At 44.7% G+C, this 20,457-nt stretch carries 18 protein-coding genes and 1 riboswitch; of the genes, 8 read left to right on the top strand and 10 right to left on the bottom strand.

Features of this window, described 5'->3' with window-relative positions:
- From ptsN to mgtE, 4 genes are all read left to right on the top strand, one after another.
- Positions 1–459: a PTS IIA-like nitrogen regulatory protein PtsN gene (gene ptsN, locus ACED25_RS14615; RefSeq protein ID WP_009847743.1), complete on the top strand. Its 459-nt coding sequence runs from the start codon at positions 1–3 to the stop codon at positions 457–459.
- A gap of 4 nt (positions 460–463) precedes the next feature.
- Complete coding sequence (gene rapZ / locus ACED25_RS14610; RefSeq protein ID WP_017097544.1) at positions 464–1,333, top strand: RNase adapter RapZ; 870 nt, start codon at positions 464–466, stop codon at positions 1,331–1,333.
- A 2-nt stretch (positions 1,334–1,335) separates the two neighbouring features.
- Positions 1,336–1,611, top strand: coding sequence for an HPr family phosphocarrier protein (locus ACED25_RS14605; RefSeq protein ID WP_009847745.1), 276 nt, complete (start codon positions 1,336–1,338; stop codon positions 1,609–1,611).
- A gap of 148 nt (positions 1,612–1,759) precedes the next feature.
- Positions 1,760–3,115 carry a magnesium transporter gene (gene mgtE, locus ACED25_RS14600; protein ID WP_017100033.1) on the top strand — a complete coding sequence of 452 codons (1,356 nt, stop codon included), beginning with the start codon at positions 1,760–1,762 and terminating at the stop codon, positions 3,113–3,115.
- A gap of 97 nt (positions 3,116–3,212) precedes the next feature.
- On the opposite strand, the gene pmbA is transcribed toward mgtE, so the two are convergent.
- Positions 3,213–4,556, bottom strand: a complete 1,344-nt coding sequence (gene pmbA / locus ACED25_RS14595) for a metalloprotease PmbA (protein WP_017058910.1) — start codon at positions 4,554–4,556, stop codon at positions 3,213–3,215.
- A gap of 118 nt (positions 4,557–4,674) precedes the next feature.
- Between pmbA and yjgA the strand changes: the two genes are divergently transcribed.
- A complete protein-coding gene (yjgA, locus tag ACED25_RS14590) occupies positions 4,675–5,199 on the top strand; it encodes a ribosome biogenesis factor YjgA (RefSeq protein WP_009847748.1) in 525 nt (174 codons plus the stop codon).
- A gap of 143 nt (positions 5,200–5,342) precedes the next feature.
- Here the strand turns inward: yjgA and thiQ are convergent, their stop codons facing one another.
- From thiQ to mpl, 5 genes are all read right to left on the bottom strand, one after another.
- Entirely contained in the window at positions 5,343–6,047 is a 705-nt protein-coding gene (gene thiQ, locus ACED25_RS14585; RefSeq protein ID WP_371695550.1) for a thiamine ABC transporter ATP-binding protein, read from the bottom strand.
- Positions 6,047–7,660 carry a thiamine/thiamine pyrophosphate ABC transporter permease ThiP gene (thiP, locus tag ACED25_RS14580; RefSeq protein WP_371695531.1) on the bottom strand — a complete coding sequence of 538 codons (1,614 nt, stop codon included), beginning with the start codon at positions 7,658–7,660 and terminating at the stop codon, positions 6,047–6,049. The genes thiQ and thiP overlap by 1 nt, the downstream gene beginning before the upstream one ends.
- A 125-nt stretch (positions 7,661–7,785) precedes the next feature.
- Positions 7,786–8,778, bottom strand: coding sequence for a thiamine ABC transporter substrate binding subunit (gene thiB, locus ACED25_RS14575; RefSeq protein WP_017103696.1), 993 nt, complete (start codon positions 8,776–8,778; stop codon positions 7,786–7,788).
- 53 nt (positions 8,779–8,831) lie between these two features.
- Positions 8,832–8,951: riboswitch (TPP riboswitch) on the bottom strand.
- 43 nt (positions 8,952–8,994) lie between these two features.
- Positions 8,995–9,618, bottom strand: a complete 624-nt coding sequence (locus ACED25_RS14570) for a flavin prenyltransferase UbiX (RefSeq protein ID WP_009847752.1) — start codon at positions 9,616–9,618, stop codon at positions 8,995–8,997.
- Positions 9,619–9,655: 37 nt separating this feature from the next.
- Positions 9,656–11,014: a UDP-N-acetylmuramate:L-alanyl-gamma-D-glutamyl-meso-diaminopimelate ligase gene (gene mpl / locus ACED25_RS14565; RefSeq protein ID WP_371695530.1), complete on the bottom strand. Its 1,359-nt coding sequence runs from the start codon at positions 11,012–11,014 to the stop codon at positions 9,656–9,658.
- Between the two features lie 268 nt (positions 11,015–11,282).
- Here mpl and fbp point away from each other — a divergent pair, with 268 nt between their 5' ends.
- Entirely contained in the window at positions 11,283–12,293 is a 1,011-nt protein-coding gene (gene fbp / locus ACED25_RS14560) for a class 1 fructose-bisphosphatase (RefSeq protein ID WP_009847754.1), read from the top strand.
- An 89-nt stretch (positions 12,294–12,382) separates the two neighbouring features.
- Here the strand turns inward: fbp and ACED25_RS14555 are convergent, their stop codons facing one another.
- From ACED25_RS14555 to ACED25_RS14545, 3 genes are read right to left on the bottom strand one after another with little or no spacing between them, the layout of a single operon-like run.
- Entirely contained in the window at positions 12,383–12,736 is a 354-nt protein-coding gene (locus ACED25_RS14555; protein WP_135384611.1) for a gamma-glutamylcyclotransferase, read from the bottom strand.
- A 48-nt stretch (positions 12,737–12,784) separates the two neighbouring features.
- Positions 12,785–16,543 carry a translocation/assembly module TamB domain-containing protein gene (locus ACED25_RS14550; RefSeq protein ID WP_371695529.1) on the bottom strand — a complete coding sequence of 1,253 codons (3,759 nt, stop codon included), beginning with the start codon at positions 16,541–16,543 and terminating at the stop codon, positions 12,785–12,787.
- Positions 16,540–18,252: an autotransporter assembly complex family protein gene (locus ACED25_RS14545; protein ID WP_371695528.1), complete on the bottom strand. Its 1,713-nt coding sequence runs from the start codon at positions 18,250–18,252 to the stop codon at positions 16,540–16,542. Before ACED25_RS14545 ends, ACED25_RS14550 begins: the two co-directional genes overlap by 4 nt.
- Positions 18,253–18,464: 212 nt before the next feature.
- On the opposite strand from ACED25_RS14545, the gene msrA reads away from it, so the two are divergent.
- Positions 18,465–19,094 carry a peptide-methionine (S)-S-oxide reductase MsrA gene (gene msrA / locus ACED25_RS14540; protein ID WP_371695527.1) on the top strand — a complete coding sequence of 210 codons (630 nt, stop codon included), beginning with the start codon at positions 18,465–18,467 and terminating at the stop codon, positions 19,092–19,094.
- Between the two features lie 271 nt (positions 19,095–19,365).
- Here msrA and ACED25_RS14535 read toward each other — a convergent pair whose 3' ends face one another.
- Entirely contained in the window at positions 19,366–19,566 is a 201-nt protein-coding gene (locus ACED25_RS14535) for a DUF1107 family protein (protein WP_004735283.1), read from the bottom strand.
- A 252-nt stretch (positions 19,567–19,818) separates the two neighbouring features.
- Here ACED25_RS14535 and ACED25_RS14530 point away from each other — a divergent pair, with 252 nt between their 5' ends.
- Positions 19,819–20,370 (top strand): YtfJ family protein, encoded by a 552-nt coding sequence (locus ACED25_RS14530; protein ID WP_009847759.1) that lies wholly within the window; start codon positions 19,819–19,821, stop codon positions 20,368–20,370.
- Positions 20,371–20,457 lie beyond the last annotated feature (87 nt).

Raw genomic sequence — 20,457 nt, 5'->3', positions numbered from 1 at the left:
ATGCAATTAAGCGAAGTACTTTCATTGGACTGCACTAAAAGTGCGGTCCAATGCACAAGCAAAAAAAGAGCCCTTGAGCTGATCAGTCAAATCGCAGCAGAAAGTTGCGGTCAAGATTCAACAGAACTGTTTGAATGCATGCTGAGCCGTGAAAAAATGGGCAGTACAGGTATCGGTAACGGTATCGCGATCCCCCATGCACGCATGAATGTCAGTGATAAAGCGATTGCTGTATTAATACAATGCCAAGACCCAATCGAATTTGATGCTATCGATAACCGCCCAGTTGATCTACTGTTTGCTCTACTTGTTCCTAGCGAACAATGTAAAGAGCATCTGAAAACCCTTTCTTGTATGGCAGAGCGACTTAACGACAAGCAGACTCTTAAACAGTTGCGTAATGCTCAAAGCGATCAAGAGCTTTACGACATCATGATTCAAGTGCCAACTTGCGAGTAATAACATGCGATTAATCGTTGTTAGTGGCCAGTCAGGAGCCGGGAAAAGTGTTGCGCTACGAGTTCTTGAAGACTTGGGGTATTACTGTGTTGATAACCTACCAGTAAACCTGCTCAACGATTTCGTCGAATCGGTACGCGAGATCAATCAAAACGTCGCTGTTAGCATTGATATTCGTAACCTACCAAAAGAGCCTCAGTTAGTTACAGAAACGCTAGACCAGCTAGAAGCCGCCACAGATATAGACCTAAACGTCTTATTTCTAGATGCGAGTAAACAGACGCTACTCAAGCGCTACAGCGAAACACGCAGAATTCATCCTTTATCGATCGGCCAAGAAAAACTCTCTCTTGAACAAGCTATTGATTTAGAAAAAACACTTCTGACTCCTCTTGTAGAGCAAGCCAGCATTGTGATTGATAGCAGTGACTGTAACCTCTACGAATTGAGTGAACAGGTTCGTTTCAAAGTTGAGGGCAAAGAAAAACAAGAACTCATTATCGTTTTTCAGTCTTTCGGCTTTAAGTTCGGCCTACCAAGTGATGCCGATTATGTGTTTGATGTTCGATTTCTGCCAAACCCTCACTGGGAACCGGCACTACGACCATTGACAGGACTTGATGCACCAATTCACTCTTTCCTAGAGAAACACGCTGAAGTTCTTGAACTCAAGCAACAAATTCAAGGCTTTGTTGAGCAGTGGTTACCCATGTTAGAGAAGAATAATCGCAGTTACCTAACGGTCGCGATTGGTTGCACTGGCGGCAAACACCGCTCAGTTTATCTAACTCAGAAAATTGGTGAATACTTCGAACAACTCGGTCATCAAGTTCAAATCAGACATGCCTCCCTAGAGAAGCACCAACAGGGCTAACCATGGAATTAACTCGAACTGTACTGATCCAAAATCGCTTGGGTCTTCACGCTAGAGCAGCCGTAAAATTGGTTGAGCTTGCCCAAAGTTTTGATGCAACTATCACTATCCATAGCGAAGAAGATAAAATCGCAACTGCAGACAGTGTGATGGGTTTGCTTATGCTGGAATCAGCGCAAGGGCAACACATCACGATCCAAGCTACAGGCACCGATTCACAACAAGCACTTGATGCTGTTTGCCACCTCATTGAAGACAAGTTTGATGAGGGTGAGTAGCGAAAACGAGTCACTGACAACACTGAAGACTCAAACTTCGAACCAACCAGTATTAAATATTAGTTCTAGCTAAGTTTATGATTTAAATAAGCCCCAGAATTAAGTTACTATCCCAAGCATTGTTAGAATAATGAAATAGGAGGAAAATATGGCAGAGCAATTAGAATTCGACCAAGCTCACCAAACCCTCCAAGAAGTCAGCGAAGCCCTAGAAAACGGCCGATTTGTTCACGTACGTCGACAACTTCAGGACATGGAACCTGAAGATATTGCACACCTTTTAGAAGCCTCCCCTCGCAAAAGTCGTGACGTACTCTGGCAACTCACCGATCCAGAAGACTACGGTGAAATTCTTGATGAACTAAACGAAGACGTCAAAGATGCGCTTGTGTCGAAAATGGCACCGGAGACCTTAGCAGAAGCAACAGAAGGCATGGAAACCGATGACGTCGCGTACGTACTTCGAAGCCTACCCGACGATGTTTCTCGCGAAGTCCTTTCTCAAATGGACTCCGTCGATCGTGCATTAGTAGAAACCGCCCTTTCGTACCCAGAAGATTCAGCGGGTGCGATCATGAATACCGACGTAATCACGATTCGTGGCGACGTCGATGTCGACGTTGTATTGCGCTATATGCGTATGCGTGGCGAATTGCCCGACGCAACCGATGCTCTGTATGTTATTGATGAAGAAGAACGTCTGATCGGTAACCTATCGCTTACCACACTAGTAACGACTCAGCCCGATGTTCAGGTTTCCGAAGTGATGGAAGATGCTGACGAAGCGATTGCGGTTGAAACCAGTGCTTCCGATATCGCCAGTCTGTTCGAACGTCGTAATTGGGTTTCTGCACCCGTTGTTGATAGTAACCAGCATCTTGTTGGTCGTATCACTATCGATGACGTGGTTGATGTTATCCGTGAAGACGCCGAGCACTCAATGATGAGCATGGCGGGTATGGACGATGACGAAGATACTTTCGCTCCAGTCGTAAAATCTGCTCGTCGTCGTAGTGTCTGGTTGGGTGCTAACGTACTCGCAGCACTTGCTGCTGCATCTGTATCCAATATGTTTGAAGCAACACTCGACCAAATGGCAGCGATTGCGGTTCTAATGACTATCGTACCTTCAATGGGCGGGGTTGCTGGTAACCAAACCGTTGCACTTGTGATTCGTGGTTTAGCACTCGGTCATATCGGTGACAGTAACAAACGCGAACTACTACTCAAAGAGGCGGCCATCGGCTTCCTAAACGGCGTGTTATGGGCTGTTATCATTGGCGGTATAGTGGTTGCTTGGAAAGGTAACTGGATACTGGGAGGCATCATCTCAGCTGCAATGATGACCAACTTGATTGTCGCTGGTATCGCCGGTGTAACCATCCCGGTAATGCTGAAAAAGATGAATATCGATCCAGCACTTGCGGGCGGTATGGCACTGACCACAGTAACCGATGTTATTGGCCTATCGGTGTTCTTAGGCTTAGCAACCATACTGATCTAGTTATCATAAGCAGCTAGCCTATTTTTGGCGAAATACAGAAAACAAAAAGGGAGCCATCGGCTCCCTTTTTTAATTCATCATATTGGCGCTAACTTCATTACTCACCCGCAACTTTCATCGACTCAAGCAAGATAGAACCCGTTTGAATTTGTGAACGCGTTTCAACATCGTTACCAACCGCAACAATCTGAGTGAACATGTCTTTTAGGTTACCCGCGATCGTCACTTCAGATACTGGGTATTGGATTTCTCCATTCTCAACCCAGAAACCTGCAGCACCACGAGAATAATCACCTGTCACGGTATTAACGCCTTGCCCCATCACTTCAGTCACAAGGAAGCCTGTGCCTAACTCTTTTAGCATCTGCTCAAAGTTTTGACCGGTCGATTTAACAAACCAGTTATGAATACCACCCGCATGGCCTGTTGGCGTCATATCCATTTTTCGTGCGGCATAGCTAGTTAGCAGGTAAGTTGCTAACACACCGTCGGTGATGATTTCACGATCTTGAGTGAACACACCTTCGCTATCGAATGGGCTTGAAGCCAAACCACGTAAGATATGTGGACGCTCAGAGATATTGAACCAATCAGGTAGAATTTTCTGACCTAGGTGATCCAATAAGAACGATGATTTACGGTATAGGTTGCCACCACTGATCGCCATCACAAGGTGGCCAATCAAGCCAGTAGCGACATCGTTAGCGAACATTATTGGGTATTGGCCTGTTGGTAGCTTTTTCGCATCCAAACGGCTAATGGTCTTTTCTGCAGCTTCTTGACCTACGCGCTCAGGCGTCCATAGCTCATCACGGTGACGTGCAACGGTGTAGCTGTAGTCTCGCTCCATCTCACCGTTAGCGCCTTGTCCAATCACACAGCAGCTCGTGCTATGGCGACTTGAAGCGTAGCTGGCTAGTAAGCCATGGCTGTTACCATAAACCTTAACGCCATAATGGCTGTCGTAGCTTGCGCCATCACTCTGTTTGATCTTGTCGCTATAAGCTAGCGCTTGCTTCTCAGCAGCAATTGCAATCTCAGCGGCATAGTCAGGGTTTGGTTCATCAGGGTGGAAAAGATCCAAATCTGGAATTTCTTTTACCATGTATTCTTTTGCGGCAGGACCTGCAAATGGGTCTTCAGAAGTGTACTGAGCGATATCAAGCGCAGCCGCTACTGTTTGAGCAATTGCCTTTTCACTCAGATCAGATGTAGATGCGCTGCCTTTTTTCTGGCCGCGGTAAACAGTAATACCTAGAGCACCATCACTATTAAATTCAACGTTTTCCACTTCACACATACGTGTTGAAACACTTAAACCCGTTGACTTAGTAATAGCAACCTCAGCGGCGTCTGCACTCACTGATGCCATATCCAACGCTTTAGCTACTGCGGCTTCTAGCTCAACTCGTTGTTGGGCGACTTGCTGTTTTACATCCATATCTATTCTAATTTTTTAGGTCAATATTACGTAGGATAACAAGAATTTCGCTTTCTCCCCAAGATTCTTGCTAAAATAGGCAATATATTCGTTTGAGATAGTGACATAGGCAGAAAAGATGGCTCGCAAAAACCAAAAAGCCCCATGGGAACCAGAAGAAGAAATCATCTGGGTAAGTAAGACAGAAATGAAAACGGACATGGACGCCCTGCAAAAGCTGGGAGAAGAGCTTGTTGACCTAAAGCCTTCTGTATTAGACAAATTTCCGCTGTCTGAAGATTTGGCACAAGCGATTAAAGATGCACAACGCTTTAAAAATGAAGCGAAGCGCCGTCAACTTCAATACATTGGTAAAGTAATGCGCAGTGTCGATCCAGAGCCAATTCAAGCGGCTTTAGATAAGATTCGCAACAAACACTCTCAAGCAACAGTTGAACTGCACAAACTAGAACAACTGCGTGATCGTGTTGTTGCAGAAGGCGATGCGGCCATTTCAGACGTTATGGAAATGTACCCGGAAGCTGACCGTCAACGTCTTCGTCAGCTCGCTCGTCAAGCTAACAAAGAGAAAGCGGCAAATAAACCGGCTAAGTCTTCTCGTGAAATATTCCAAATCTTAAAAGAGCTAAAGCTAGGCGACTAATCTTCGCCGCCCTTTAATCAGAAAGATAATAAAAGACCTAGCGCATGCTAGGTCTTTTTGTTTTTGACGCACTCGATATCAAGAAGCTCTCAATATCAATAAGTACTCAATATTAAGAAGTACTCACAGGAGTGAAAAAATTATCATTCACCCGCTTTAACAAACGAGCTTAGCTCTTGCTGTGGATGTTCAGCCGTCAGTGTCTCTATCGAGTCTGCAACCAACACCTTACCTAGCTCTACAAAAACGAACTTATTTGCGATACTGCGTGCATCACCTAAGTGGTGAGTAACCATCAATACCGTAATGTTTCGCTCGGCGGCTAATCGCCTAACAAGGTTAAGCATTTCCTCACGAAGCAAAGGGTCAAGCGCAGAGAAAGGCTCATCAAGCAACCAAATATCATGAGGCTGAACAAAGCATCGAGCTAACGCGACACGCTGACGTTGACCGCCCGATAAGTGCTCAGGCAATCTATCTAAATACTCAGAGACACCCACTTGTGCAGCGGCCTGTTCGACTTCATGCTTTTGGGTTGCCGTCAGCTTTAACCCTGGATGCAAGCCTAAGCCAATATTTTCACGTACGGTGAGATGGGCAAACAAATTGTGCTCTTGAAACAACATCGCTAATGGACGCTGATGTGCTTCTTTGCCAATCAGTGATTGTCCCGCTACAGAGATCTCACCCGAAGTGGGCTCAATAAACCCAGCAACCAATGCCAACAGCGTTGATTTACCTGCGCCACTTGGCCCCATCAGCGCAACAATATCGCCCTGCTCAGCTTGAAAATCAAAGCAAAACAACTCTCTGTGATAGTGGTAGTCCACATCTTTCATCACTAACATCATCGGTTCCTCAACTCTTTAGCATCGAGCTTAGATCTTCGAGTAAATAAAAATTCAATCAGGCTAAAGCTGCCAACACTCAGTAACAGTAAGCTCACGGAAACCACAGCTGCGGCTTCCATTTGATAGCTGCCTAATAATTGGAATAGGTACAAAGGCAGAGTTCTAAAATCTTGGCTACCAAACAAAGCAATCGCACTTAAGTCACCCATTGCTAACATAAAGCTGATCGAGAAAGCTTGTGCCATCGGTGTTCGCAATGCACGCCACTCCACTAGCCTAAAACGCGTGAAACCAGTCATTCCCAAACTTGCGCACACATACTGATACTGCTGAGACAAATGCAGCATAGGTTGAGCCAAGGTTTTAATTACGTAAGGAAGCGCCATTAAACTGTTTACTGCAATCACGATAAAGAAAGCTAAGCTGAAAACATCGGTGAATGAACGCAGTAATAAGAAGAGCCCCGTACTGATCACAAGCCCGGGAGTAACTAAGATAATAGTGCCAATCAGCTCGATTTTATCGGCTCGAAAATTCTTATTCTGTAAGCGCCATGCTCGACTAGTCAGCAGTATGGCGATACCAATACCAACCGCGATAACACTTGCTAATGACGCGACTTTAACCGAGGTCATTAACGCAGCCCAAAACGGCTCGCTGCTCAGTACGATTAATGCCTGCGAGTTAATGCCACTGACGATAACCATAGCTAATGGCGGCAATACCAGCATTGAGACGGTGATGATCCAAAAGCTATCCCAAGCTTTTGACCACGAGCTATCCTTAACCAAATATTTCTCTTCCGACAATTGACTGGCTGTCACTGAAATAGGTTTCGATAGGCGTTGAATGCTCACAGCTAGCATACCACACAGCAGCATTTGCCATATCGCGAGCAAGGCACCAGCCTGCAGGTCAAAGTCGAATTTAATCGCCTGATAAATAGCGAGTTCGATAGTGGTTGATTTAGGTCCACCGCCGAGTGCCATCACGGTAGCAAAGCTGGTAAAACACAGCATGAAGACCAAACCACACACATGTGGCAGTTGCTGTCTTAAGCGAGGCCATTCAACCCATCTGAATTTGTTCCAATGACTCATACCCAAATGAGCACACAGCTTATGCTGCTCGGCAGGTACGGTATCTAAAGCTTGTAAAAGTAAACGGCTAGCATAAGGCAGGTTAAAGAAAACGTGCGCCAGCAAAATACCATTCAACCCATAAATCGAGAATGGCAGTTTAATATCGAAGTTCGCCAGAAATTTAGCTAACCAACCACTGTTTCCATAAATAGCTAGCAAACCAAATACGCCAACTAATACGGGCAAAACCAAGGTCGAAGCAAACAGCCTTAACAACAAGGCCCGTCCAAAAAATTGTCTGCGACACAGAGCATGAGCAATAGGTATAGCAAAGCCAACACTCAGCATCGTTGAGAGTGTCGCTTGATAGAAACTGAATTTCGTTACATGCCAATAGTAAGGATCGGACCATACTTGGCTGATATCAAGAGAAGGGGCATTGCTAAGCAATGCCCCAACTGCTGAAACCACGAAGGTGGTAATGAGTATCGCAACCCAAACCCCGACCTTAGGTGTTTTCTTTATCATAAATTGATTTTTTACCGTAAATGGTTCACTCCAAACATAACGAATGAACCTTTAAATACAGAAAGCTAGTTTTTTAAAAGTACGTTAGAAAACTCATGTTCCTAAATAATAAGTTAAATCGTAAGTTAAAAAGTAAGCGCATTCTGCCATTCACGAATCCAAGGCTTACGCTTCTCGGCGATCTCTTCTGGTGTGAAGCTTAGCGCTTTCTGAGGAACCGTAAGTTGCTCGAACCCTTTTGGTAGCTCAACATCGGTCACTGGGTACATCCAGTTGCCAGTAGGCATCGCCGATTGGAACTCATCACTTAAGATAAATGCCATAAACTCACCGGCAAGCTTTTCGTTCTTGCTACCTTTAACCTTCGCTGCCACTTCCACTTGAGTGTAATGACCTTCTTCAAAGCTTGCAGCTGCGTACTTAGAATCACTTTCTGCAATGATGTGATAAGCCGGAGACGTTGTGTAAGACAACACTAAATCAGACTCGCCTTCTAGGAACATAGAGTAAGCTTCAGACCAACCTTTAGTCACAGTCACCGTTTTCTGAGCAAGCTTCTTCCATGCTGCAGTTGCTTCATCACCGTAAACCGACTTCATCCATAGCATCATGCCTTGGCCTGGTGTTGATGTACGTGGATCTTGATAGATAACCTTAAGATCGTCACGTTGCTCAACCAGTTCTTTCAGGCTCTTTGGCGGGTTTGCTAGCTTCTCTTTGTTATAGATAAACGCAAAGTAACCAAAATCATAAGGAACAAAGGTACTGTCGTTCCAACCGTTAGGAAGCGTCACAGATGATGTATCAACACTGTGCTCAGCCAATAAGCCTGTAGATTTCGCTTCAGCCATGAGATTATTATCTAGGCCTAAAATGATGTCAGCTTTGCTGTTGCCACCTTCAAGACGTAAGCGGTTTAGAATAGACACACCATCTTCTAACGCGACAAAATTCACATCACAACCACACTTTTCTTCGAATGCTTTTTCAACGGCAGGACGAGGGCCCCAATCCGCAGCAAAAGAGTCGTAAGTGTAAACAGTTAAAGTGTTGTCTGCTGCGAAGGCAGAAAAAGAGATGGCTGTAGTAACAGCAAGAGTTGTTAATGTTAATTTCACTGGACGCTCTCCATGGTCTGAGCGGCACAGGTTTGAGGGAGGAGAACGGTAGAGGTTGTTCCTAACTCAATTCCTACGCCAGCATTATCTGGTTCAGGTTTACGGGTCCCAAGTGTCTGCTTGATCTCAGCTCGCATTCATTATTTGAATGGTTCGCTCCCCGATGAGTGTTCAGGATTGTAATTTGATTTTTAACAATAAGCCATCAAGTTTGGATCAATTACGTTGATCGTAACCCCAACGTGGCACTAAACCTTGCTCGATACCAAGGTGATCAAGAATACGTGCCACCATAAAGTCGACCAGGTCTTCAATCGACTTAGGTTGATGATAAAAACCCGGAGCTGCAGGCATAATCGTCACGCCCATGGTCGAGAGTTTGTGCATATTCTCTAAATGCAACGTAGAAAATGGCGTCTCACGAACCACCAACAACAACTGTCCTCGCTCTTTCATAACCACGTCGGCTGCACGCTCGATTAAGTTATCTGATAGGCCATGAGCAATCGATGCCAAGCTTCCTGCAGAGCATGGACACACCACCATCTGCTTCGGTGCTGCTGAACCAGATGCAACCGGTGAGAACCAATCATCTTTGCCACACACCACCAGCTTTTCTGGGTCGCAATCTAAATGCTTAACCAAAGCTTGTTTCGCAGCATCTGGCCCAGCAGGTAACTTAAGTTCATGCTCGGTCGCCAACACCACTCGCGCTGCCGATGATATCAGCAAGTAGACCTGATAATCGGCGGCCAAAAGGCATTCAAGTAAACGCAGGCCATAAGGCGCACCGGATGCGCCAGTGAAAGCCAGAGTTATCGCTTTATCGTGTTTTGTCATGTTCTCAATTACTTCAAATTATAAGGTCGAGGATGCGTTAACCTTTGAGTGCCAATCCATCCAACAGTTTCTGGTGAATACCACCAAAGCCACCATTACTCATTACCAAGATTTGGTCACCCGCTTGTGCCTCAGAGACAATTTTAGCAACGAATGCATCCATGTTATCACTCACGTGCGCGGGTTGGTGACACGCATCGGCGACGTCTTGTACTGACCAATCAATGTTATCGGGTTGGAATAAGTAAGTAGAATCCGCTTGCTTCAACGAATCAGCCAGCGTTTCTTTGTGCACTCCACGTTTCATTGTGGCAGAACGAGGCTCTAAAACGGCAATTATTTTTTTCGTGTCGACCTTATTACGTAAACCGCCCAGCGTAAATTCAATTGCCGTTGGGTGATGAGCAAAATCGTCGTAGACAGAAACGCCTGCCACTTCGCCTTTAAACTCTAGACGACGTTTGGTGTTGATGAACTTCGCCAACGATTCACACGCTAAATCAGGTGTCACCCCTACATGTCGCGCAGCTGCAATCGCCATCAAAGCATTATTGACGTTATGGTCGCCAACCAAATCCCAGTCGACAGTTCCTACGCATTCGCCTTGGAAGTACACTCCAAATTGAGACCCGTCTTTGACCAGCTTCTTGGCATCCCAATCACCTTGTTCACCACTCGATTCTGTCTCACTCCAGCATCCGCGAGATAAAACATCTTGAATCGCCGTATCTTCTTTAGGAGAGAAAATTCGGCCATTACCTGGCACAGTGCGCACTAAGTGGTGGAACTGACGCTTAATCGCCTCAAGATCATCGAAGATGTCAGCATGATCGAACTCGAGGTTATTCATTACCAAGGTTCTTGGGTGGTAGTGAACGAACTTAGATCGTTTATCAAAAAAAGCACTGTCGTATTCGTCAGCTTCGACCACGAAGAACATGCTTTCACCAAGGCGAGCAGAGATACCAAAGTTACCTAACACGCCGCCCACTAAGAAGCCAGGCGCATAGCCACAGTCTTCTAAAATCCAAGCCAGCATGCTCGATGTTGTTGTCTTGCCATGCGTTCCCGATACCGCTAATACCCAACGATCATGCAACAAGAACTCTTGCAACCATTGCGGGCCTGAGGTGTATCTAAGGTTGTTATCCAATACATACTCAACACACGGGTTGCCACGACTCATCGCATTACCAATCACCACGAGATCAGGCCTTGGTTCTAACTGGCTTGGGTTAAACCCTTCAATAATTTCAATCCCTTGAGACTCCAACAAAGTGCTCATTGGTGGGTAAACATTCGCGTCACTACCGGTAACCTTGTGACCTAATTGACGAGCCAATACCGCAGCACCTCCCATGAAGGTGCCACAAATTCCTAAGATATGAATATGCATAAATTGCTTCCAAACGCTTGGCTAAATGAACCATGTCTAAATCAAACTACTGCACTCATTATCATTAAATGGCGATTAAAAGCGAGTAGCAATGCAAAACAAATTTAGTCGACATAGTAAGTGAGATCTGCGTCGCTTAGTTCATTACCATTAAAAAGATCTAACCTTTAGAATTTAAGTAGGCGTCTAGGTGAATAAAGCCCGAGTAAGAGGCAAATTCTATAGTGCTCAAATCCCCCTAATATTGAGAGAAGTTTAAGGAAATAACATGTCTGAGATGCGCACCCTTGGTGAGTTCATTGTTGAGAAACAGAGTGACTTCCCCCATGCAAGCGGTGATCTATCATCCCTTTTGTCGTCTATTCGACTTGCTGCAAAAATTGTTAACCGTGAGATCAACAAGGCTGGTCTAGTCGACATCACTGGCGCTGTTGGTACAGACAACGTTCAAGGTGAAGAACAGCAAAAGCTAGACCTTTACGCGAACGACAAGTTTAAAGCGGCTCTAGAAGCTCGTGATCAAGTTTGTGGTGTTGCAAGTGAAGAAGAAGACGAAGCTGTCGCCTTCAATAAAGAGCTCAACAAAAACGCAAAATACGTCGTTCTGATGGACCCACTTGATGGTTCTTCAAACATCGATGTCAATGTATCTGTTGGTACAATCTTCTCTATCTATCGTCGAGTATCGCCTGTTGGTACCCCACCAACACAAGAAGACTTTCTACAGCCAGGACACAAGCAAGTAGCCGCGGGGTACGTAATTTACGGCTCTTCAACTATGCTTGTTTACACAACTGGTGCAGGTGTAAATGGCTTCACCTACGACCCATCTCTGGGCACCTTCTGTCTGTCTCATGAAAACATGATGATCCCTGATGAAGGTAAGATTTATTCCATCAACGAAGGTAACTACATTCGCTTCCCTACGGGTGTTAAGAAGTACATCAAGTACTGCCAAGAAAATGAGCCAAGCGACAATCGCCCTTACACATCACGTTACATCGGTTCTCTAGTATCAGATTTCCACCGTAATCTTCTGAAAGGCGGTATCTACTTATACCCGAGTACACAAAGCCACCCTCAAGGTAAACTGCGTCTGCTGTACGAGTGCAACCCAATAGCCTTCATCATGGAGCAAGCTGGCGGTATTGCCTCCGATGGCGCCCAACGCATCATGGATATAAAACCAACAGAACTGCACCAACGTGTGCCTTTCTTTGTCGGTTCTAAGAACATGGTGAAAAAGGTAGAAGAGTTCCTTGAACTTAACCGAGACTAATCGTCTCGCTTATTTTTCAAATTAACGCCATTAAAAAAGCCAGCATTTACATGCTGGCTTTTTGTTCGACAACTCAGAATACATAGATGTTACGGGTTGTCTCGCTTACACCAGTCACCCGAAAGTATTTCTTTATTAGCCGTTAGATCAAGCTGATACAAATATACCCATGCTAGTCCAAATATAGTCTCTATTTGTTCGCGACGATACTCAACAGGAACATCTTCTAGCCGATCGAGCGAAGCCAAAACTTCATCGTTAATGATATAGACCTCGCCAACGACATTTTTCTTTCCAGAAATCATCGCCGGATAGGCACCTAAATCAAAAAGAGCATACTCCTCAGGGGTGTCAAACCTTCCTAAGCACTCACACTGCTGCAAATAGTGGTGGTTGGACTGACCTTGCCTCAAGGTTCCATAAACAAAAACAAGTTGCTGCATAACCCCTCCTCAGCATTCGTCATCCGCTAATCAATCACGACTCAAGTGTTACTCGAATTCAAATTGATAGAGAAGATCCACGGCACTGTCTAGCCCCGATACGGCTTCAACATAGAGATCCTGCATCAATCGATAACGAACAGTAAACTCACCTAACGAGTTAAAGATACCTACGCCATACTTCACCTGTAAACCAGGGAGAATGTAGCCACTGACCGTAACCTGGGAATCATCTCCAGAACCTGCAGTATCCAATTGCAAGTCCTGTACGCCAAAAGCTTCACCAATTTCGCCGACAACCTTGCCGCTCTTCGCCAAGCTTAAGCCAATTAAGGTCGTTGTCATTGAACCATTCGACTCACCATCAATATCTTGACCACGCAAAATATAAGACAACGCATTGGCTTGCGGCATCGCAGGATCAGAATAAATTTCGATGGTCGGCTCTGTCGCCGGGCCTGTCACTCGAATACCAGCTGTCACATCATCCTGAGTATTATCAGGGTTACGTATCGCATTGATCGCTACATATGGCTGATCTGGAGGACCATTCATTAGAATCTTACCTTCTTTGATCAAGAGATCTTGTCCAAAGGATTGGTAAGTACCATCGACGATATTTACCTCACCTGTGATAAAAGGACCTTGATCTTTTTGAGCCACGTTAAGCTTGCCGACCAAATCACCTTCAAGACCAAAAGCAGACAGTTTAAAGTCATCGCCAATGGAGATATTAATATTGGTCATCACATTGAATGGAATCGTGTCTTCGCTCTCTGGCTCAAGATCTTTATTCAAGATAACTTGATCAGAAGAGACGCCGATCGCTGACGGTGGTAAGTCTTCGACAACAATACGTCCCCACGGTAATGCGATATCACCAGTGATTTTCGCCAATTCCGGTGTGACATCAATGGTCATATCAGGCACGACCTTCACCTTAACCATAGGCGGGATATCAACCATCAACTCGTCGGCAAACACTCTGACATTAGAGTGCCATGCTTTAAGATCCTGCCAATCCCCGGAGCCTTCGATATCAAGGTGACCATCGGGTGTTTCAACATTGGCATCTAACTTCGCGCTGTAGCCGTCAAAATCGAGGTCAATACGACCATCTTTAATATCGACTGGTGTGACATCGCCTTTGACTTGAATACCATCAACAGAGAATTGACCAAAGACTTGAGGATGCATCAAAGAGCCTTTTACCTGTAGGTCACTCTCAAGATCGGCCTTCAACAGGCTGTATTCGCCGAGGATTGGCTGTAAGAAGTCCAGATGGAAAGTTGTCAGCTTAATTGCCGCATCGACCATTTTGTCTTCTGCGAGAATGTCTGGTAACGACACCGAGCCAGACAGGTCACCATTGTCGGAAACATCCAGTTTAAAGTCGGCGTTCAGTTGGTTGTCTTTTAGTTGGGCATTCAATGCAACGCTTTCCCAACCGAGTGTGATTGGCTCACCAACTTGTTGAACAGCCTGACCTTTCGGCATATCGACGCTTACCGTCACCTCAGGTTCACCTTGCTCTGACCACTTGGCATGAGCCGTCGCATTAACTAAGCCCTGTAATTGCGTTTCTTTAGGCATGAGCGCTTTAATCTGTTCGAAATCGAATTGGTTGATCGCCAATTTGGCCTCACCCGACTTTCCGACACGCACGTCTTCATCCAGACATACACTCGAACCCGATTGCTTCCAACAGTGCGCTTGAACGTCGGCATACTGCTTATCGACATCCGCCTTAATTGCGACAGGTTGATCTAATACCCAAGGCCCCTGCTGAGTGGTAATTCTGACTCTGTCTAACGACCCATCCCAAATAAGAGAAGGCTTCTGAATCAATTCTCCAGAGATAGCCAAACTGGTCGACACGATGTCGGATATCACATCAAGTGTCACAGTGTGTTTCTTCTCGCCACCACTCACGGTTAGACCAATGCTTTCCAGGCTTTGATCTTGATAGGTTAAGTTCTTAGCTTTTAATACAAGATCGGCTTGAGCTTCAGGCAATGGCAGAGGAACCACTGAGCCATTAAGCGATAAGGATTCTAATGTTGCTTCGTTATTCCAATCGACCTTATCAACATTAAGCGCGAGATCGACCTTTGGCTCTTTCGTTGGGCCACTAAGCTGGATATTACCCATCACTTTACCCGTCAGCTCTGGAACACTCTTATCTAACTGTGGGAAATTAATCGCAACGCCCATAGCCCATTGCTTATCCAGTTGCCCTTGAGCCTTAATCGAATTAACACCGTGAGCCAAGCTCAAACCACTGGTTTTCAGTTTAGGTTCACCGCTCGCGCTGCGATCTGACGCTGACAACTGCCCTTTAATATCCAGAGGGTATTCACGTAGGATCCCCTCGATATCGAGCTTAGGCAGTTCAATCGCCCAACCACCCGCTTGTGTCAGTTCACCCGAAGTAACGATGCTTCCGCTAATGTTACCCTCGGCTTCTGGCCACTGCAGACCCGGTTGTATGTCTTTGAGCGTCACATCGGCTTGCCAATTAACGAGCTTCTTCCAGTTCGCTTTGACTACACCATTTAGTTCGCCACCCAAGGTATTCAGTTTCAAGCGTTCAAGTTCAATCTGTTCCGTGGTGCCTTTACCTTGCAGATCTATTGCTAATGCAGGTATCTCCTTACCATCGGCTTCCGCTTTAAGCTGCACATTAAAACCATCTAATGAACCATCGGCTTTGAATTTATCAATTGCAGTTTGGTAGTCACTTTTACCTGTCAAAGGCCATTGCGCTTTACCTCCCTCTAAAACAAGGTCAAATGGCAGAGTCGGTTCTAAGGGTTGAATATCACCAGACAGTTGAGCCTCAATCAATTCAGAAAGCTGAGAATCTAAGTGCAGCTTAGCCACGCTGCCTTGTGCTTTCAGAGACAGTTTCTGACCAGCAAGATCGGTTTCTTTCACCAACGCACCCAAAGAAAGCTCTAGCGGATAGCCGCCCTTGAGCTCAACCTTCGTCGTTAGGTTCGCGCTTGCTTGTGGCATATCGAGTTCGAGAGTAGAAACATCGACTGTATGTTTACCTGCTCGAGCTTCTAATCCAAGATGGTTTACCACAATCGATGTTTCTTGTTCTAAAGTGAAATTGTTGAGATCAAAACGCTCAAGTACAACCTGCAAAGGAATTAAGACTTCAGGCAACTCGATAGCTGTCTTAGCTGCAGTATCTGGCTCGACGATTTCTGATTGTGGGTCTTCAGTAGACTCTGCAAGTTTAACCTTAAGATCATTGAATAAGGTTGGAGATACTGTCAGCTTTTCCCCCTGCATACTCAGGGCAGTAGAGAACAAACCCCATTCAATTTCATGACCTAAGATATTCAGTTTGATATCAGATAAAGCGATTCGATTAATGACGATTGGTAGTGGTGTTTTTACCGATGTTACGGGCGGAGTAGGTTCTGCCTCTTCTGTAGAAGCTGGAGGCAATTCAGTAAGTGCAAAATCCAGCCCTTGAATCGCTAAGCGGTCAACACAAACTTTAGGGTCGAGCAGACAGCGCGGATTGATAGCCAATGCCAAATTTTCAACCTTGGTATCGATATGTAGGCTATCATCTTTAAACTGAACATTGTTAAGCGTAAAGCTTGGGAAAAGAGCGCCTTTAGTACTTTCCACTTTCAGTTGTGGCAATGCTTTTTCGGCGCCCCACAACACAGTATTCAACCCCGAATTGGTGAACAAAACAAAACCTAGTAGGGCGATTAACAATAGCAAAATCGACGTCAATGAAATCGACGCCCACTTTATACACTGACCCACCACTTTGATCATAATTCTGGCCCTAAACTAAAGTGCAGTTGGAACTCATCACCTTTTTTCGCATCTAGACCCCAAGCAAAATCTAAACTCACAGGACCGACGGGGGACGCCCAGCGAATCCCTACACCAGTACCATGTTTCCACTCTGGCGTGTCATTGAATGCATCACCAATATCGTAGAAAGCCGCTCCCCACCAATTCCCAACTAAGCGATATTGGTATTCAAACGAACTGGTTGCAATGAATTTCGCACCCGTTAGTGCGTCACTTTCATCTCGAGGAGAGATAGACTCATAGCCATAACCACGGATGCTATTATCACCACCCGCAAAAAATCTTAAAGAAGGAGATAACTTATCAAATTCGTCCGCAAAGTTTCCGCCGAATTGAAGGCGGGTTAAACCTCGGTGGTTATTACCAATGCTTCGAATCCATGCGGTTTGCCCTTGAAAACGTACGACTTGGGTTTCAGATAACAAGGTATCATCAGCCGCTTCAACCATGATGGTTTGTTTATCGCCCCACATCGGCATTGAACCGCCTCGGGTTCGAGTGCGTGAGAAAGAGACACCTGGCAACACAAACTGCGCCAAATCGTCTTGTAAACCTTGTTTATAGTTTTCGACTAGGTATCGAATGAATACCGTGCGTTGCCAACCATTATCTAGACGCCAGTACCTTTCTAAGGCTAAGTTTGACTCCAAACTCTTGGTATCACGGTTATCCAGATTCTTCATTCCATACTTAATTTGATAGTAGTCATTAAGCACGTCATCCAATGGGATTTTATAAGCCGCCGTAATAGTCTGCTCAGGCTTGGAGATCGATAAACTACTATTAAAACTATGACCTTTCTCATTAACCCAAGGTTTCTTCCATTTAAGGGTACCTTTTACACCCAAGTCTGTTGATACACCGATACCCGTTTCAATTTGGTTCCGCGCTTGCGGAGCAAGGCTTACCTTCATCGGAATTTCTCGACCTTCACCCAATTGACTTAAATCAGGCTCAACAAAGACTGAAGAGAACCAATCCGTATTGGAAAGGTTTTGGTTGTATTCGCCAACTTTGGTTATCGAGTAAGGTTCGCCATCTTCAAATGGTTTAAGTGACTGCACCTTCTCTTCTTCTATTTGGCTACCAGTAACCTGAGTAGAGCCAAAGTGATAACGAATACCACTGTTGTAATGAAGACGAACATAAGCGCGGTTTAATTCAGGAGCCACTTCTAGCTTACTAAGGTCATACGCCCCATCAAAGTAGCCTTTCGCTAATCCAAGGTTGCGGATCGATGATTTTAAAGAGTCATAATTACCATGATTCAAAATCGAACCTTTAGACAACTTGCTCTTAGCTATTAAGGCCAAAAAATCAGGATCATCTTTGGCTTCACCAGTCAGAACAATATCTGAAGCATAAATAACAACTGGCTCTCCCGGCTCAACCGTAACAGTCAATTCGGTATCATCTTCAGAATGAGTAAATGTGATATTAGGTTGGTAGTAGCCTAATGCATTCAACGCTTCGTTGATCATCGACTCCAAGCGAGATTGAAATCTTAATGAGACCGAATACTCTTCTTCAGGAATCGCACTCAGATAAGCATCCACATTATCTGCAAGCGCGCCATCCAACCCTTTAATATCAAGGGAAACGTCAGCAAAAGCGAGCGTCGATGACAGTAGAGTGCCAATCAGAACTGGTAAAGTTTTTCTTATCATGTTTAATTGGTGAAGAAGTTATCAATACGTTAATAAGTGAAAAGAAATCATACCGCTAAAACGACATTGAGTCTGCAATAAATCCGGCAATAACACGGTCTAATGTAAAGACTTAATCAATATTAACCGGCCGTTAATATGAGCCTCCAGTTAATATAAACCTAGATCTAATGTTAACTAACGCGGTAAACGTATGCGAAAAGGAATATAACATGCTAAACAAACAACAACTGGTTTCCGCAGCAACCGCATTACCGGGAAATGCTGACCCAATCCGAATCACTGAGCGCCATTTCGTCAATCAAACTGACTTGCTCAATGCTCCTACGGGTTCTCAACAAGAAGTCCTACTTGGTATGGGATGCTTCTGGGGAGCTGAGCGTTTGTTCTGGCAGTTGAACGGCGTTATTTCAACATCTGTTGGCTACGCTGGTGGATACACGATTAACCCCACTTATGAGCAGGTATGTAGCGGACAAACTGGCCATACCGAAGTCGTTCGTGTCATTTTTGATAGCGAACAAACATCTCTCGCTCAAGTACTTAAAACCTTTTGGGAGCGTCATGACCCAACTCAAGGGATGCGCCAAGGCAACGATTTAGGGACTCAATACCGTTCTGCGATATACACCTTCAGCGAAGAACAACAGACTATCGCTGAGCACTCTAAACGTGAATACCAACGAGCAATGACTGAATCATTGGGCAACGAAATCACAACGGAAGTTCTGCCTGCTGGAAAATATTTTTTCGCAGAAACCTACCACCAGCAATACCTAGCTAAAAATCCGAATGGTTATTGTGGATTGGGTGGAACAGGTGTGTGCTTCCCTCCGCAATAATGTGTTATACCAATCACAGTAAGTAAGTGATCATAAATAGCGCAGGAAAAATGCTTGAGAACAAGGCAGAAATTTTCGATAAGTAGTTATTCTACAATCAAAATTTCTAACGATGTTATCGAGTGTTTTAACCAGCTAGGATGAACAGTTATTTACTACGATTGGTATTAGGCATACAAACTAGAACAACATCCATTAAAAAAGGGCTTCCGCTAGGAATCCCTTTTTCATTGGAAATCTATTTGACGCAATGCAAATCTATAACAGTCAGTTACACCGGCAACGCAGCAATCGTGCCGTTAACTTCTTTAAAAATAGTGAGCTTTTGTTTGTCTGAAACTTCAGGAAGAAGCACTTTGCCTTGGTCGAAGCGAAACTCTCCGATACCCTCTATAGCAAACTGGCCTTTGAACAGGACTTTAACGAAACGCGCCACCTGATGTGGACGGTAAGTAGAAAATTTTCTTAACATAATACAACCTCAATTCCATTTGAGTACTACAGCCACGTACCTGAACACCAACGTATTCAAAGCACATTAAATCGCTAATTCCTTTAGCAAACAGCAAGATAATCTATTGTTCATCTCGATATTGATGCATTATACCTTTTGGTAACAAGCCTGCAACTTATTTCTACGCCGTACGATAAAAAAGTTAAAGAGGCATTTTTCAAATTTCATATTATACTTCCAGAGCAAACCAATAAGCGGAACAAAAATATAATGAAAAACAAAACTCTACTGGCTTTTTTAGCCGCAGCCTCTCCACTTTTCGCCAATGCTCATAATCTATCAGTCGGTGCAACTCTGCCTGCTGTCGATGTTAGCAACTATGGTGAAATCGTACTAAACGACGGAAATACTGGATATCAAGCTTGGGCAACCAATGATCTTCTAGGTAAAGTTCGCGTCGTTCAAGCTATTGCTGGCCGTAGCAGCTCGAAAGAGCTCAACGCACAACTGATGGCAGCAATTACAGCATCGAAATTCGCAGAAGACAGCTACCAAACCACTACCATCATCAACCAAGATGATGCGATTTGGGGGACTGGGTCTTTTGTTAAATCGTCAGCAGAAAGTAGCAAAGAAGAATTTCCATGGTCTTCTATGGTGCTAGATGAAGACGGAACCGTAGCGTCATCATGGGCTTTAAAAGAAGAGAGCTCAGCGATTATCGTTCAAGACAAGCAAGGTAAAATATTGTTTGTTAAAGAAGGGGCATTAAACGACTCAGAAGTCACTCAAGTTATTGAGTTGATTAAAGCGAGCCTTTAATAAGATATTCGCGTCTTTTTCGAGACCTGACCAAAGGATATTGTTATATTATAACAGTATCCTTTTTTAATTCTGTGGTTAATCATC

The sequence above is a fragment of the Vibrio sp. 1F263 genome, from assembly GCF_041439035.1.
Classification (GTDB): domain Bacteria; phylum Pseudomonadota; class Gammaproteobacteria; order Enterobacterales; family Vibrionaceae; genus Vibrio; species Vibrio tasmaniensis_A.
The sequence above is the reverse complement of the archived record's forward strand: the minus strand, read 5'-3'. Positions and strand labels throughout refer to the sequence as shown.